Below are 14,366 nucleotides of genomic sequence, written 5' to 3'. Positions count from 1 at the left end.
GGTCGTCGTCGACGACGGACCCGCCCAATTTTTCGGGCTGCGAGACTATTGCGTAGCCGCCGCGGTGTAACGAAGCGTCGAGCGGTTCACGACGAGCCATGCGCCAACCGCGGCAACCGCGATCAGCGGAATGCTCGCGCCGAGCAGCACGCTTGCGCCCTGACCGATCGCGAGCAGTTGCCCCGCGATCAACGGTCCGAGGATCGAGCCGAGACGGCCCACCGCCACGGCCGCGCCGACGCCGGTGCCACGCACCTCGGTCGGGTACAGGCTGCTTGCCAGCGCGTACAGCACCGACTGGCCGCCCACCAGGAACAGTCCGGCGAGCAGACCGCCCCACGCCATCGAGGTGCCGCCGTTCGCGCTCAGCAACGCGCCCAGCGCAACGACGACGCCGACATACATGCCCGCGACCGTGCGGCGCCGGCCCATCCGGTCCATCATGCCGGCGATCACGATCGCGCCGATGCCGCCGCCGATGTTGAACATCATCTGCACGACACCCGACTGCACGCGCGTCAGACCGCGCGTCAACACGAGCGACGGCAGCCAGTTGATCAGGAAATACAGCACGATCAGCGTGCCCAGATAGCTGATCCACAACGCGATCGTCGTGCCCGCGCGTCCTTCCTGCCAAAGCGCGCGCGTCACGCTCGCCGACGCATCGCGCCGCGCGCCTCTGGTTGCACGCGCCGCGACGAACTGCGCCGACTCGCGCAGGAACAGCGCAAGCAGCGGCAGCACCAGCAACGGCCCGAACCCGCCGACATAGAAGATATGCCGCCAGCCCGCATCCCCCGGGCTAATGATGCCGACCACCGCCGCGAGCGCCGCGCCGAACGGCATGCCGCAATACATCGCGCCGACCGCGGTGTTGCGCTGATGGGGCGGCGCCGCTTCCGAGCACAGCGCGATCAGATTCGGCATCGCCGCGCCCAGACCGAGGCCGGTCAGAAAGCGCGCGGCGAGCAGGCTGTTCAGATCCCACACCTGCGCGGTCGCGAGCGAGAAGATCCCGAACAGCGCAACCGACCACATCAGCACGCGCTTGCGCCCGAGCCGGTCGGCCAGACGTCCTCCGATCGCGGCGCCTGGCAGGAGCCCGAATGCGCCGACGCTGAACGCCCAGCCCATCTGCGCGACCGCGAGATGAAATTCGCGCGCCATGCGCGGTGCCGCGAGGCCGGTCGATTGCAGGTCCACGCCTTCGAGCAGCGCAACGATCAGGCAGAGCCCGATCGTCAGCGCGCCGCTGGCGAGAGGTTTGGTCGACTGCGTTGTTTGCGTTGCTTGCGTTGACTGCCGCATAAATGTCTCCAAGATTGAATCAGCGTCGCTCTTGCGGCGACCTTGCTGGATGAAATGAACGCTGCGCGCGCGGCATGCGGTGCCTTCGCGCAGCGTCCTGGTCATGAAACCGCTGCGTCGGTTGCACGCGCGCGCTTGAGATCGAGCGCCACGTCGACGATCATGTCTTCCTGGCCGCCGACCATGCGGCGCTTGCCCAGCTCGACGAGAATGTCGACGGTCTTCAGGCCGTATTTCTTCGCGGCCACTTCGGAATGACGCAGGAAGCTCGAATACACACCCGCATAGCCGAGCGCGAGCGTTTCGCGGTCCACACGAACCGGCCGGTCCTGCAGCGGACGCACGATGTCGTCGGCGGCGTCCATCAGCGTGTAGAGATCAGTGCCGTGATTCCAGCCCATGCGCTCGGCCGCCGCGATGAACACCTCGAGCGGTGCATTGCCGGCACCCGCACCCATGCCCGCGAGCGATGCATCGATGCGGTCGCAGCCCTCTTCCACCGCGACCATCGAATTCGCCACGCCGAGCGACAGGTTGTGATGCGCGTGCATGCCCGTCTGCGTTTCGGGTTTCAGCACGGCCTTCACCGCGCGGAATCGGTCGCGCACGTCGTTCATCGTCAGCGCGCCGCCCGAGTCGACCACGTAGATGCAGGTCGCGCCGTAGCTCTCCATCTTCTTCGCTTCGACGGCGAGATTCTCCGGCGTGGTCATGTGGCTCATCATCAGGAAGCCGACGGTGTCCATGCCGAGTTCGCGCGCGTATTCGATATGCTGCTTCGAGATATCCGCCTCGGTGCAATGCGTGGCGACACGCACGATGCGCGCGCCCGCCTGGTACGCGGCCTTCAGGTCGTGGATCGTGCCGATACCGGGCAACAGCAGCGTCGCGATCTGCGCGTGCTCGACGACGTCGGCCACCGCTTCGATCCATTCGAGGTCGCTATGCGCGCCGAAGCCGTAGTTGAAGCTCGACCCTTGCAGGCCATCGCCGTGCGCGACCTCGATGCTGTCCACCTTCGCGCGGTCCAATGCGCGCGCGATGTCCTGCACGTTCTGAATCGAATACTGATGACGAATGGCGTGGCTGCCGTCGCGCAGCGTCACATCGGAGATATACAGTTTCTTGTCCATGCGAAAAGTCTCCTTAAGCCTCTGATGCCTGCACGAGCGCCTGCGCCATGCGCTCGGCGGTCGCAAGCGCGGCCGAAGTCATGATGTCGAGATTGCCCGCGTAGGCGGGCAGATAGTGCGCAGCGCCTTCGACCTCGATGAAGATCGACGTCTTCAGACCACTGAACTTGCCGAGACCCGGAATGTTCAGCGGCGCGCTCGCGGGGATTTCATCGAACTGCACCTTCTGCTTCAGGCGATAGCCGGGTACGTACGACTGCACCGCGGCGGCCATCTGCTCGATCGACGCTTCGACCTTCGCGCGATCGGCGAGATCGGACAGCGTATACACGGTGTCGCGCATCATCACCGGCGGCTCGGCCGGGTTGAGCACGATGATCGCCTTGCCTTTCGCAGCGCCGCCCACCACTTCGATCGCTTTCGAAGTCGTCTCGGTGAATTCGTCGATGTTCGCGCGCGTGCCCGGGCCCGCCGACTTGCTGCTGATCGACGCGACGATCTCCGCGTAATGCACCTTCGCCACACGCGACACGGCGGCGACCATCGGGATCGTCGCCTGACCGCCGCACGTGACCATGTTCACGTTGAGCGCATCGAGATGCGTGTCGAGATTGACGACCGGCACGCAGTACGGGCCGATCGCGGCCGGCGTCAGATCGATCACGCGAATCGAAGGCTTCAACTTGCGCAACAGCGCTTCGTTCTTCACGTGTGCGCCGGCCGAGGTCGCGTCGAATACGAAGTCGATGTCGCCGAACCCGGGCAGACGCGTAAGACCTTCCACGCCTTCATGCGTCGTCGCGACGCCAAGCCGAGCGGCGCGCGCGAGGCCGTCGGAGTTCGGATCGATGCCGACCATCGCGGCGACTTCCAGATGCTTGCCGTGACGCAGGATCTTGATCATCAGATCGGTGCCGATATTGCCCGAGCCGATGATCGCGGCCTTGAGTTTTTCGCTTGCCATATGTGTCTCCAATCGAGTGCTTGCGAGTGCTTGCTTTATGCGGAGAATGTCGCGCGGACGCTGCCGAGACCGTCGATCTGCGCGCTGAAGGTGCCCGGCTGCGTGACCGCGACCATCGGGCCCAACGCGCCCGTCATCAGCACGTCGCCGGCACGCAGCGGCGTACCGAGCCGGACCATGCGATCCGCGAGCCACGCGGCGGCATTCAGCGGATTGCCGAGACACGCGGCGCCACTGCCGCGCGACAAGACTTCGTTGTCCTTCGATAGCGTCATCACGCTCTCCGCGAGGTCGATATCGCGCAGCAGGACCGGGCGGCTGCCGAGCACGAAGCGCGCGCTCGACGCGTTATCCGCGACGGTATCGACGAAGCGGATGTTCCAGCCTTCGATGCGGCTGTCCACCACCTCGATCGCTGCGACCGCATAGGCGGTTGCACGGATCAGATCGGCGTACGTGTGGCGCTCGTGCAGCAGATCGTGTTCGAGCACGAGCGCGATCTCCGCTTCGACCTTCGGCTGGATCAGTTCGCCAAGCGGAATCGGCTGACTGTCGCCATACGCCATCGAGGCGAACAGCGCGCCGAAGTCGGGTTGGTCGACACCGAGTTGACGCTGCACCGCCGGCGACGTGAGTCCGATCTTGCGGCCGACGATGCGCTCGCCCGCCGCGACGCGCGCGGCCACGTTGGCCTGTTGCACCGCGTACGCAAGTTGCTCGGCGTCGGCCGGGTTCGTTAGTTCGACGAAGCGCGCGTCGTCGCGCAACGGCGCGATGGTTACGCGCGTACGTTCCGATTCGCGCAGCCGCAGGGCCAGCGCGTCGACATTGCTTTGAGTGTTCATAGCGGGTTCCTGATTCGGTTAAACGGGGGCCGTCACGGCTCGCGCATGCATCGCGCCGAAGCCCGCGATCCATTCGGGGATCGGACGGTAGTAATCGAGCGACGCGCGATACGGGCCGCTCGCGTTCAGTGCGCCGAACGCGGCGATCCACGTGCGGATTTCGTGCGCGGACTTGCCGGCCTCGCGCGTGATCGCGTTGTTGGTCAAACCGTCGAGCGCGGTGAGCTCGCCGTCTTCGAGCAGCTTCAGGAACGCGCGATCCCATGCGGGATTGAGCGGATGCAGACGGCTGTCGCCCGTGGTGAACGCGCGCGCCGCCGCAATCGTGCGTGCTTCGCGCGCCGCGCGTGATTCGGCCGACGGATTGCGGCCCGCGATCAGACGCTCGGCGACTTCCTTGCTCGCGCCCGCGAGTTCCGGCACCGGCGGCTCGTGCGAGATGCCGCCGGAGCCGATCACGAGCACGCGTCGATTCGAGCGTGCCAGCGCTCGGCCCAGCGCATCACCGAGCAAACGCGCGCGGCGGCATGAAGCCATCGGCGCGGCCACCGAATTGATGAACACCGGCACGACCGGATATCGATCGAGTCCGCCGGTCAGAATCTCCAGTGCTTGCGCGCAGCCGTGATCGACCTGCATGCGGTACGAGACCGCGACGTCGACGTCGCTCGCGAGCACCGCTTCGGCAAGTTCGAGCGCCGTGTCGGCCGGTACGTCCAGCGGGCCGGCGAGGCTCTTGAAGTCGCCGATCGCGCTCGCCGATGCACCGATGCAAAACGGCGGCATCACGTCATAGAAGAAACCGTTGTAATGATCGGGCGCGAACACGACGACCAGTTCGGGATCGAACTCGACGACGCGCGCACGCGCGGCCGCATGCACGCGCTCCACTTCCGCGACGACTTCGGGCGCGGGGTCGTAATAGCCGTGCAACGGCGTGTGCGATAGGCATTCGAGCAGCATCGGCATATCAGGCTCCGGCAGTTGCAGCGGTTGCGAACGTGGCGACGGCATCGCGCGCGATCGCTGCTTCGTTGCTGGAACCCGCCACCTCAGCAAGCGCCGCCGCATCGAGATCCAGCTTCCGCGCGAGTTCGAAGACGAGTTGCGACACCTGCTGCGGCGAGCCCATGCCCGCGACGAAACGATCGGGACGCAACAGCACCACCGATTCCGGCACTCGCGCAAACCAGTCCTTCAGTCGCGTGTTCACATCGCCGATCGCGATGACGTCTTCTGGCACGTCGTCATGGAAAGACAATTGCGTGTCCGGTTTCGCGACCACGAAACAGCCGCCGAGCCGCTGCCAGATCGCGCGCGCCTGCTCCGACAAACCGAAGGTCGGTTCGGCGCCCCAGCCGATGATCGCGAAGCGGTTGCCGAGCACATCGTCGAGTCGCACGACCTCGCGGCTCACCGTGCGCACGCGCGGCTGAATGAACATGCGGCCCACCGGCGAATGACAATGCGGGTCGCGTCCGTACACGAGACGGCCGAGCCGCGACTCGCGCTTCTCGCTCATCAGACCGAGCAGTCGCCCCGGCGCCGAATGGCCCGAGCGGTCGAGCACGCGAGCGAGCCAGCCGTGCTTGCGCGGCGTGCGCGCAAGCAATACGACGCCGCTTTCGTAGCGCGGCATCGGCTTGAAGCGCATTTCGACGAAGTAGCGCTTGACCGCCGGAAACCAGTTGAACGTCCGCACGAACGCGTCGCGAAACTTGATGCCCAGGCGGCTCGTCGGCGCGAAGATGTCGCCCGCCACTTCGGACAGGTGAATCATCGAGCGTGCATGCGAACGGCGCTCGGCGGTGTAGGTATCGAGCAGCGCATCGCCGGCGACGCCTTTGACCACCATCGCGAGTTTCCAGCCGAGGTTGCTCGCGTCGCGAATACCGCTGTTGTAGCCCTGGCCCTGCCACACCGGCATGATGTGCGCGGCGTCGCCGGCGAGCAGCACGCGGTTCACGCGGAAGCTGCTCGCGAGCCGCGCGTTGTGCGTATAGACGCGCTTGCGGATGTAGTCGACCTTCTCCGGCTCGGCGACGACCTTGCGGATCAGCGCGGCCATGTTCTCCGGTTTCGACAGTTCTTCCTCGGTCTCGCCGGGCATCACCATGAATTCGAAGCGTCGAATCCCGTGCGGCAACGCGGCCGACACATACGGGCGCCGCGGATCGCAATGCATGTACACGTGCGGCGAGCCGATCGGGTCATTGCGCACGTCGACGACGATCCACTGATTCGGCTTCGTGCGCCCCTCGAACGGCACGTCGAGCGCACGGCGCACGAAGCTGTTGCCGCCGTCCGCGCCGACCATGTACGACGCGCGGATCGTGCGGCGGCCGCTCTGCGCGTGTTCCGCTTCGATCGTGACGCCGCTCCCGTCCTGCGCGAACGAGTTGACCGTGTGACCGAACAGCACCTCGACGTGCGGGAAGCGTTGCAGGCCGTCGAACAGCACGCGGTCGGCCAGCGGCTGGATGAATGCGTTGCGGCGCGACCAGCCGAATTCGTCGGTGCGCGGCTCGATCGATGCGAAGCAGTGGCCGTTACCTGTGACGAAGCGCATCCAGTGATCGGGGGTCGTGTGCGGCAGCAATGCATCGGCGAGACCGACGGACTGGAACACGCGCAGTGCTTCGTCATCCAGACCAATTGCGCGCGGATAGTCGATGATCTTGTCGAGCTTTTCGATCAGCACGACGCGCACGCCCTGCAGGCCGAGATAGTTGGCGATCATCAATCCCACCGGGCCGGCGCCGATGATGGCGACGTCGGTGGTGACGGTTCCGTTGTGGCCTGGCGCGGCCACGGTATCGAGCGAGGGGGGCATGTCGTCTCCGTATGTCGACCCGCTTGACTGGGTCGAGATCTTCAAGGAGCGCGGCGGCGGGAACCGGCTGTCGCGAGAGCGAAACAATCGCCTGCGGACAACAGCTTGCGTCTCCAGGAATTCGTTGATTTGTTGGCAGTCTAGGACCGGCCACCTGCCCGCTCAACAAAATCTGGAAATTGTGCATAGAATGCACATGGTTGATTTGATTGGGGTTTTAAGTGACCAAATACACGAATGTGCGAGGTCTGTCGCGCGGCTTGCAGGTACTGCAAGCCCTCAACTCGATGGACAGCGGGCGCGCGACGAGCCAGCAGATCAGCGATCTGACCGGCCTGCATCGCACCACCGCGCGGCGGCTGCTCGAGACGTTGATGGAGGAAGGCTTCGTACGGCGCAGCGAATCGGACGACAGCTTCCGGCTCACGCTGAAGGTGCGCGCGCTGAGCGAAGGCTTTACCGACGACGAACGTATCGCGACCATCGCGCCGCCGGTCATGGGGCGTCTGCTGCAACGCGTCGCGTGGCCGTCGGACCTGACCACGCCCGACGGCGACGCGATGATCATCCGCGAGACCACGCACCGCTTCAGTCCGCTGTCGTTTCATCGCGCGATGGTCGGTCGCCGTCTGCCGATCCTGCTGACCGCGGCGGGCCGCGCGTACTTCGCGATGTGCCCCGACGAGGAGCGCGAGGACATTCTCGATCTGCTGCGCGCGGGCGGGGGCGGCGAGGAGCAGAAGGCGCTCGCCTCGAACGACGCGTTGATCCGCAGCCTCGTGCGACGCGTGCGCGCGGATGGGTTCGGCTCGAATCACGGCGACTGGGTGGACCAGGGGAAGATCGGCGCGGTCGCCGTCGCGATCGTGTTCGAGGAACGGGTGCTCGCGAGCTTGAACGTGGTGTTTCTGTCGCGCGCGGTATCGCTCGCGGAAGCGAAGCGGCGCTATGTGCCAGAGCTGCAGACGGCCGCGCGCGAGATGGTCGACGAACTCGCAGCGCAGACTTGACGCCCAGAACCACCGCCTGCGCAACCTTATCAAAATCTTAAGAGATTCATCGCTAAAGCAGCGTACGAGTCACAACCTTAACAACCACTTAAGGCCCGCGAAAAATAGGAAAAATATAGTTCTCAAGCACTCTTGAACGACGCCGATAGACAGAACGCAGTACTCGTCTTTTACCAGGAGAAATAATGTCTATTCAGGCGGTTGGTCAAACCACGGCAGGGGCCGTGGGCTCGGCTGTCACGTCGAGTTCCGGCTCGACGGCGGCATCGACATCGACGGTGCCTACATCCAGCACGAGCAGTTCATCATCAACAGGATCGACGAGCGGCACCACGTCGTCGTCATACACCGTCAGCATCAGCAGCGCGGCGCGCGCCCTGCTCGCGGAAGCCAGCGAAACCTCGGTTCAAACCGCACAGGAAGCGGCAAACGGCGATCATCAGGCTCAACGCCTGCTCGCCAAGGAGACTGCGGCCAAGGCCGGCTAACCACGCCAGCCATCAGGCCGCATAAAAAAAGACCGCCGCGCTAAACCGGCGGCGGTCTTTTCAGCATTGAAATACTCGCAAGCCGCCCCGCAACTCAGAACCGCGTGCGAATACCCGTCGTCAATTCCAGCTGGTTCTTTAGGGCGACGCAAATGCTTCGTGCGATTCTTCTTCGCGCAAGATATAGCCGAGTCCACGCAGCGTCATGATTTTCGCGGTCGATGCCGCGAGATGCTTGCGCAGCCGGTGAATATAGATATCGATCGCGTCCGCGCTCGGCTCTTCGTCGAGCGCGAAGATTTTGTCTATCAGCGTGGCTTTGGAAACGGTCTTGCCCTGCTTCAATATCAGCGCTTCGAGAATCGCGTGTTCGCGGCGGCGCAACGGCATGCGTTCGTCGCGCAGCACGAATTCGCGGGAATCGAACAGATAGCGCAGATCGCCGCATTCGGTCGACTGTCCTCTGTCTCCCGCGGCCTGACGGCGAATCAGTGCCTTGATACGCGCCACCAGTTCGCGCGCATCGAAGGGCTTGACGACATAATCGTCGGCACCGGCCGAAAAACAGGCCACCTTGTCGTCTGTCGAGCCATTCGCGGTCAGCATCAGTACCGGCACGTTGTCGCGCTTGCGGCGCAACTTCGCGAGCACCTCCTTGCCGCTTATGCCGGGCAGACGCAGATCGAGCAACACCGCGTCATAGCATTGCAGACCGAGCAGCGTCTCCGCGCATTCCCCGTTCTGCGCCCAGTCGATCGCGAATTGCTCGACCTGCATCAGGTTCATCACCCAGCGCGCGAGGTCGGCGTCGTCTTCCACGAGCAGCAGTTTCATCGTCATCCTCTCTTTTGCGGGTCGCGCGGCGTCAGGTCGCGCCGGTCCATAAGCGCATCTCGACGGTCGCGACGAGGCCCGCGCCACCTTGATTCGATTCGAGCGTCACGCTGCCGCCCTGGCGATGCGCAATCTCGCGCACGATCGGCAAGCCGAGCCCCGTCCCTTCCGCATGACTCGACGCGCGATAGAAGCGCTCGAACACGCGTTCGCGTGCATCGGCCTTGATGCCGGGTCCGTTGTCGATCACACGCACGATCGCCATCGCGTCGCGCCGCTGCGTTTCTACCGTGACGCGACCGCCCGCCTGCGTATAGCGCAGCGCGTTGTCCACCAGATTCGTCACCAGCGCCGCGGTCAACGCTTCGTCGCCGGTCACGCACAGGCCGTCTTCCAGCTCCGCGCCCAGATCGATTTCCCGCGACTGGGCAAACGCGATCAACTCCTCCAGCACGCCCGCAATCAGCGCGCTCAGATCGATCCGCTCGCGTGCGTTCAGCGGCGCCGCCGACTCGGCCTGCGCGAGCAACAACAGTTTGTTGGTCAGCGTGGTCAGCTTGCGGCTGCTCTTGTGCATGCCCGCTAGCGCTTCGGCAAGCGGGGCGTCGCGGTTATCGCGCTGCCTCGCGAACTGGATCTGCGCGAGCAGCAGCGCGAGCGGCGTGCGCAACTGATGCGCGGCATCGGAGATGAATTGGCGCTGCGTCGCCGCCTGCTGGCCCATTCGCGCGATGCACTGGTTGATCGCCTCGACGATCGGCCTCAGCTCGACATGCAGACGCGCGACGCGAATCGGTTCGAGTTGCGACGCATTGCGATCGGCGACGTCGTCCTTCACCTTCATCAGCGGCAGCAGTTCGAAGGTCAGGCCGAGGTAGACGAACACCATCGCCAGTACCAGCGTCAGGACTTCGCCGGACAATTGCGGCCGCAGCAGACGCCACACCATCGCATCGCGCGAGCCCTCCGTCTTCGCCACCGTGACGATCACTTCCTCGGTATGTCCCGAATCGTAGAGCTGCCGCACGTACGCGACCGCGCGCGCCGCCTGGCCATCGGCGAAATGGGTGGAATAGAGCGTGGGTCTGTCGCTCACATGCGGCGGCAGCGGCAAGTCGGGGGTGCCTGCGAGCAAACGATGGCCGCTTGCCTCGACGCGATAGAAAACCGAGTCCTGCTCCGGCGATTCGAACAGTTCGAGCGCGGCCGGCGGAATCTGGACCGACACCGAACCGTTGTCCCAGTCGATATCCTCGCCGATGATCCGCATCGACGAAAGCAGCGCATTGTCCTGAACCAGGTCCGCGGTGTTCTGCGCGAAACGGTATGAAATGACGACGGAAATGGATACGAATGCCGCCAGCGGCAACAGCAGCCACAACAGCAAGCGTCCGCGCAAACTGCCCGAAAACACGATGTGCCGATCCTCTTGTGCGCGAAGCAAGCTCAGCGGTAAGCCCGCTTTCAAGGCTTCACGTCATTGACGAACTGATTGGTAAACGTGCGCGACAGATCGATATGCCGCCCCTTCACCGCCGGATTGAAACTCGACAGTACCTTCAGCACCGTCTGCGGACCGTCGGCGGGCATCTTGCCGTCGACGGTGTACATCGGCAGCGAGGCCTGCAACGCGCTGATATACAGCGCCCTGTCATTGCCGATGTCTTCTGGTGGCATCTGCGCGGCGATCTGTTGCGCGCTGTGGGTTTGCATATAGCGCAGCGTTTTCACGAATGCGCGCGCGAGTCTCGCGGCCTCGTCGGTATGCGCGTCTAGCCACGTGGTTTGCACATAGAGACTCGACGCCGGGTACGTGCCCCCGAGCGCGGCGCGCGTGCCGTCGACATTGCGCATGTCGACGAGCACTTTGGCATCGCCCGCTTTCAATAGCTGAGTGACGGTCGGCTCGGTCGTCATACCCGCGTGAATGCGTCCTTGCCGCATCGCCGCGATGAAACTGCTATCCGCGCCGACCGGCAGCAGCGTGTATTGCGTGGCCGGCACGCCCGCGCGCTGCGCGAGGTATTGCGTGAGAAAACTCGTCGAGGAGCCGAGCCCGGTCACGCCGAGCGTTTTACCGCGCACGTCGGCCATGCTCCGGATCGAATCGGCCGATTTCGCCCCGACCAGTTGCACTTCACCGGGCACCTGGCTGAACACGACGATCGTCTTCACTTCCTTGCCGCGGGTCTGCAGATCGATGGTGTGATCGTAGAAACCGACCACGCCCTGGACCGCGCCGGCGAGCATTTCGTTTTCGCCATCGATTCCAGTCGGCTGCGACAGCAGTTCAACGTCGAGCCCTTCCGCCTTGAAATAGCCGAGCTGTTCGGCAAGACGCGCCGGCAGATAAATGAGCTTGTTGGTGCCGCCCACCATGATCGCGAGTTTCTCCGGCTCGGCGGCTTGCGCCGGCGTCGCGACTCTCGCGAGCGCGCACAGCGCGAGCGACGCCGCGACGGCGGCATAGGCCGCGCGCGAGAAACGCGTCGGGGAAAGCTTCATTGCGGGTGTCTCCGTTATCCTGCTTCTGGGCGCCGCGCGGGTCGCCTGCCCGTGATTCTGAAGGGGCAAACCCTTCCCGATGCTTTCAGTGCTGCGCATCTGGCGCAAACCTCGGGTTTGTCCCGATCACTTTGGCGTCGCACGCGGAAACGTCACGGCGATATCCACGCCCTTGCCGCCCTCGCCCGCCTTCAGCGCGATCTCGCCGTGATGCGCGTCCGCGATTTCGCGCACGATCGCAAGACCCAGGCCCGTGCCCTCGGTATCCGTCGACGCACGAAAGAACGGCTCGAACACGCGGCTGCGCGATTCGGCCGGGATGCCGGGGCCGTTGTCGGTCACGCGGACCGTAACCGTCCTGGCCTCGGCATCCGCACGCACGGCAACGGTCACGTGACCGCCGCTGCCCGTATAGCGAATCGCGTTCTCGGCGAGATTCGCGATCAGTGCCTGCAACAGGCCGCGATGTCCTAGCACCGGCGCCGCGCCGTCCAATTCCGCGCCCAGATCGATTTCACGCGCTTGCGCGAGCAGCCCGAGATCCTCGACGACCTCCATCGCGAGCGGCACCAGATCGACGCGTTCCATGGCGAGTTGCGAGTTGTCGGCGGCCTCGGCCTGGGCGAGCAACAGCAGCTTGTTGGTGAGACCGACCATCGAGCGATTGCTTCGATGCATCGCGGCGAGCGCTTCGTCGAGTGCGGGATTGAGGCCTTCCTGCTGCCGCGCGAACTGCAGTTGCGTGCCGAGCAGCGTGAGCGGCGTGCGCAACTGATGCGCGGCGTCGGCGATAAAGCGCCGCTGCGCGGCCACCTGCACGCCGAGCCGCGCGATGCACTGATTGATCGCATCGACGATGGGCCGCAATTCCGTGTGCAGACGCTCGACGCGAATCGGTTCGAGCTGCATCGGATCGCGGTCGGCCACCTCGTCTTTCACCTTCATCAGGGGCCGCAACTCGAAGGTGAGCCCGATGCAAACCAGTGCGACCGCCAGCGCGATCATTTCGAGCTGGCGCACGAGTTGCGGACGCCACAGCTGTTGCGTCATCGCATCGCGCGAGCGCACGGTCTTGCCGACCGTCACGCGCACGGGACGCGTCGCGCCGTTGTCGTACATGAGGCGCACGACGTCGACCGCGCGCACCTGCTGACCGTGCAACTTGGTGTAGTACGAGTCCGGCACGTCGGGCGCCAGCGCCGGACGCGGCGGAAAATCCGGCGTACCCGCGAGCAGTCGTCCATCGTCGACCCGCACGCTATAGAACACCTGGTCGCGATAGGGCGACGCGAAAATTTCCAGCGCGGCGGGCGGCACGTCGACGCGTAGAAAGCCGTCGCTCCATTCGATCTCGCCCGCGATCATCCGCGCCGACGCGACCAGCTGATTGTCCTGCACGAGATTCGCGGTACGCCGCGCGTTGTCGTACTCGGTCTTGCCGGTGACGAACACATAGAGCGCAAGCGGCACGAGCAGCCACCACAGCAGACGGATGCGCAGGCTATTGGCCATCGTTACTGGTCGTCTTCCCGCTTGCGCAGCAGATAGCCAAGCCCGCGCAACGTGACGATCGCGGCCGAGCTGCCGTCGAGCTTCTTGCGCAGACGTGAAATGTAGATCTCGACGGCGTCCTCGCTCGGCTCGTCGGCGAGCGTGAAGATCGCGTCGACGAGCGCCGGCTTCGTCACCGTCTTGCCGAGGCGCAGGATCAGCGCTTCGAGCACCGAACGCTCGCGCGGCGTCACGTTCAGCGGCGCGCCCTTCAGCGTGAACTGGCGCGTGTCGATGTCGAACGACAGGTCGCCGCACACCACCTCGCCCGCTTTCGACGGCGACTGCCGGCGAATCGCCACCTTGATGCGCGCGATCAGCTCGCGCACTTCGAACGGCTTCACCAGGTAGTCGTCAGCGCCGGCGCCGAGCAGTTCCACCTTCTCGTCGATGGAGCCGCTCGCCGTGAGGATCAGCACGGGCGTCGCGTCGCCGCGCTGACGCAGCCGGCGCAGCACATTCTTGCCCGACAGCTTCGGCAGGTTCAGGTCGAGCAGGATCACGTCGTAGTGATTGGTGCGCAGCAGGCGGTCGGCTTCGTCGCCGTCCTGCACGGCGTCGAGCGCGAAGGCTTCCTGCTCCAGCATCTTCGCGAGCCAGTGCGCAAGCGTGGGGTTGTCTTCGATCAGCAGCAGCTTCATGGCGGCAACGGCAAAAGTCAGGCCGTCGATTGTGCCTTAAAACAAGGGGTCTGCGCGCGTGCCGTGTGGTTTGCCGCATACGTCCCGTGGCCGCGGCGAGCGCAGCAGGGATTCCCGCACAGTTTGGGCGAACTTTCGGGTTAACACCCATGATTTGCGCCAAACCCCGAAAGCTCGCAGAAGGTTTCGCATTTCTATAATCGCCGCCATTGACCCAGAAAAGCGCCGCGCACCACGGTCGCGGCGACCAACCT

The 14,366-nt window shown here is 64.7% G+C and carries 13 protein-coding genes; 1 reads left to right on the top strand and 12 read right to left on the bottom strand.

Features of this window, described 5'->3' with window-relative positions; genetic code table 11:
• Nucleotides 1–45: 45 nt before the first annotated feature.
• The 6 genes from mhpT to L0U84_RS21560 form a co-directional block, all read right to left on the bottom strand.
• Nucleotides 46–1,308, bottom strand: coding sequence for a 3-(3-hydroxy-phenyl)propionate transporter MhpT (gene mhpT, locus L0U84_RS21585; RefSeq protein ID WP_233852531.1), 1,263 nt, complete (start codon nucleotides 1,306–1,308; stop codon nucleotides 46–48).
• A 101-nt stretch (nucleotides 1,309–1,409) separates the two neighbouring features.
• Entirely contained in the window at nucleotides 1,410–2,441 is a 1,032-nt protein-coding gene (gene dmpG / locus L0U84_RS21580; RefSeq protein WP_233852529.1) for a 4-hydroxy-2-oxovalerate aldolase, read from the bottom strand.
• Between the two features lie 13 nt (nucleotides 2,442–2,454).
• A complete protein-coding gene (locus L0U84_RS21575; RefSeq protein ID WP_233852527.1) occupies nucleotides 2,455–3,405 on the bottom strand; it encodes an acetaldehyde dehydrogenase (acetylating) in 951 nt (316 codons plus the stop codon).
• 35 nt (nucleotides 3,406–3,440) lie between these two features.
• The gene (locus L0U84_RS21570; RefSeq protein ID WP_233852526.1) at nucleotides 3,441–4,250 is read right to left on the bottom strand and encodes a 2-keto-4-pentenoate hydratase; all 810 of its coding nucleotides are present in this window, start codon (nucleotides 4,248–4,250) and stop codon (nucleotides 3,441–3,443) included.
• A gap of 18 nt (nucleotides 4,251–4,268) precedes the next feature.
• On the bottom strand, nucleotides 4,269–5,219 hold the full coding sequence (locus L0U84_RS21565; RefSeq protein WP_233852525.1) for a 3-carboxyethylcatechol 2,3-dioxygenase: 951 nt from the start codon (nucleotides 5,217–5,219) through the stop codon (nucleotides 4,269–4,271).
• Between the two features lies 1 nt (nucleotide 5,220).
• Entirely contained in the window at nucleotides 5,221–7,083 is a 1,863-nt protein-coding gene (locus L0U84_RS21560) for a bifunctional 3-(3-hydroxy-phenyl)propionate/3-hydroxycinnamic acid hydroxylase (RefSeq protein WP_233852524.1), read from the bottom strand.
• Between the two features lie 221 nt (nucleotides 7,084–7,304).
• Between L0U84_RS21560 and L0U84_RS21555 the strand changes: the two genes are divergently transcribed.
• Nucleotides 7,305–8,093 (top strand): DNA-binding transcriptional regulator, encoded by a 789-nt coding sequence (locus tag L0U84_RS21555; protein ID WP_233852523.1) that lies wholly within the window; start codon nucleotides 7,305–7,307, stop codon nucleotides 8,091–8,093.
• Nucleotides 8,094–8,298: 205 nt separating this feature from the next.
• Here the strand turns inward: L0U84_RS21555 and L0U84_RS21550 are convergent, their stop codons facing one another.
• From L0U84_RS21550 to L0U84_RS21525, 6 genes are all read right to left on the bottom strand, one after another.
• Nucleotides 8,299–8,451 (bottom strand): hypothetical protein, encoded by a 153-nt coding sequence (locus L0U84_RS21550; RefSeq protein WP_233852522.1) that lies wholly within the window; start codon nucleotides 8,449–8,451, stop codon nucleotides 8,299–8,301.
• Nucleotides 8,452–8,719: 268 nt separating this feature from the next.
• Nucleotides 8,720–9,415 (bottom strand): response regulator transcription factor, encoded by a 696-nt coding sequence (locus tag L0U84_RS21545; RefSeq protein WP_233852521.1) that lies wholly within the window; start codon nucleotides 9,413–9,415, stop codon nucleotides 8,720–8,722.
• A 31-nt stretch (nucleotides 9,416–9,446) separates the two neighbouring features.
• Nucleotides 9,447–10,829 (bottom strand): sensor histidine kinase, encoded by a 1,383-nt coding sequence (locus L0U84_RS21540; RefSeq protein WP_233852520.1) that lies wholly within the window; start codon nucleotides 10,827–10,829, stop codon nucleotides 9,447–9,449.
• A 50-nt stretch (nucleotides 10,830–10,879) separates the two neighbouring features.
• A complete protein-coding gene (locus L0U84_RS21535) occupies nucleotides 10,880–11,920 on the bottom strand; it encodes an ABC transporter substrate-binding protein (protein WP_233852519.1) in 1,041 nt (346 codons plus the stop codon).
• A 126-nt stretch (nucleotides 11,921–12,046) separates the two neighbouring features.
• Nucleotides 12,047–13,432, bottom strand: coding sequence for a sensor histidine kinase (locus tag L0U84_RS21530; RefSeq protein ID WP_233852518.1), 1,386 nt, complete (start codon nucleotides 13,430–13,432; stop codon nucleotides 12,047–12,049).
• 2 nt (nucleotides 13,433–13,434) lie between these two features.
• Nucleotides 13,435–14,112 carry a response regulator gene (locus L0U84_RS21525; protein WP_018423692.1) on the bottom strand — a complete coding sequence of 226 codons (678 nt, stop codon included), beginning with the start codon at nucleotides 14,110–14,112 and terminating at the stop codon, nucleotides 13,435–13,437.
• Nucleotides 14,113–14,366 lie beyond the last annotated feature (254 nt).

The organism is Paraburkholderia sp. HD33-4 (assembly GCF_021390635.1).
In the GTDB taxonomy this organism is placed as follows: Bacteria; Pseudomonadota; Gammaproteobacteria; order Burkholderiales; family Burkholderiaceae; genus Paraburkholderia.
Note: the sequence above shows the minus strand (reverse complement) of the source record. Positions and strands in the feature narration are given on the sequence as shown.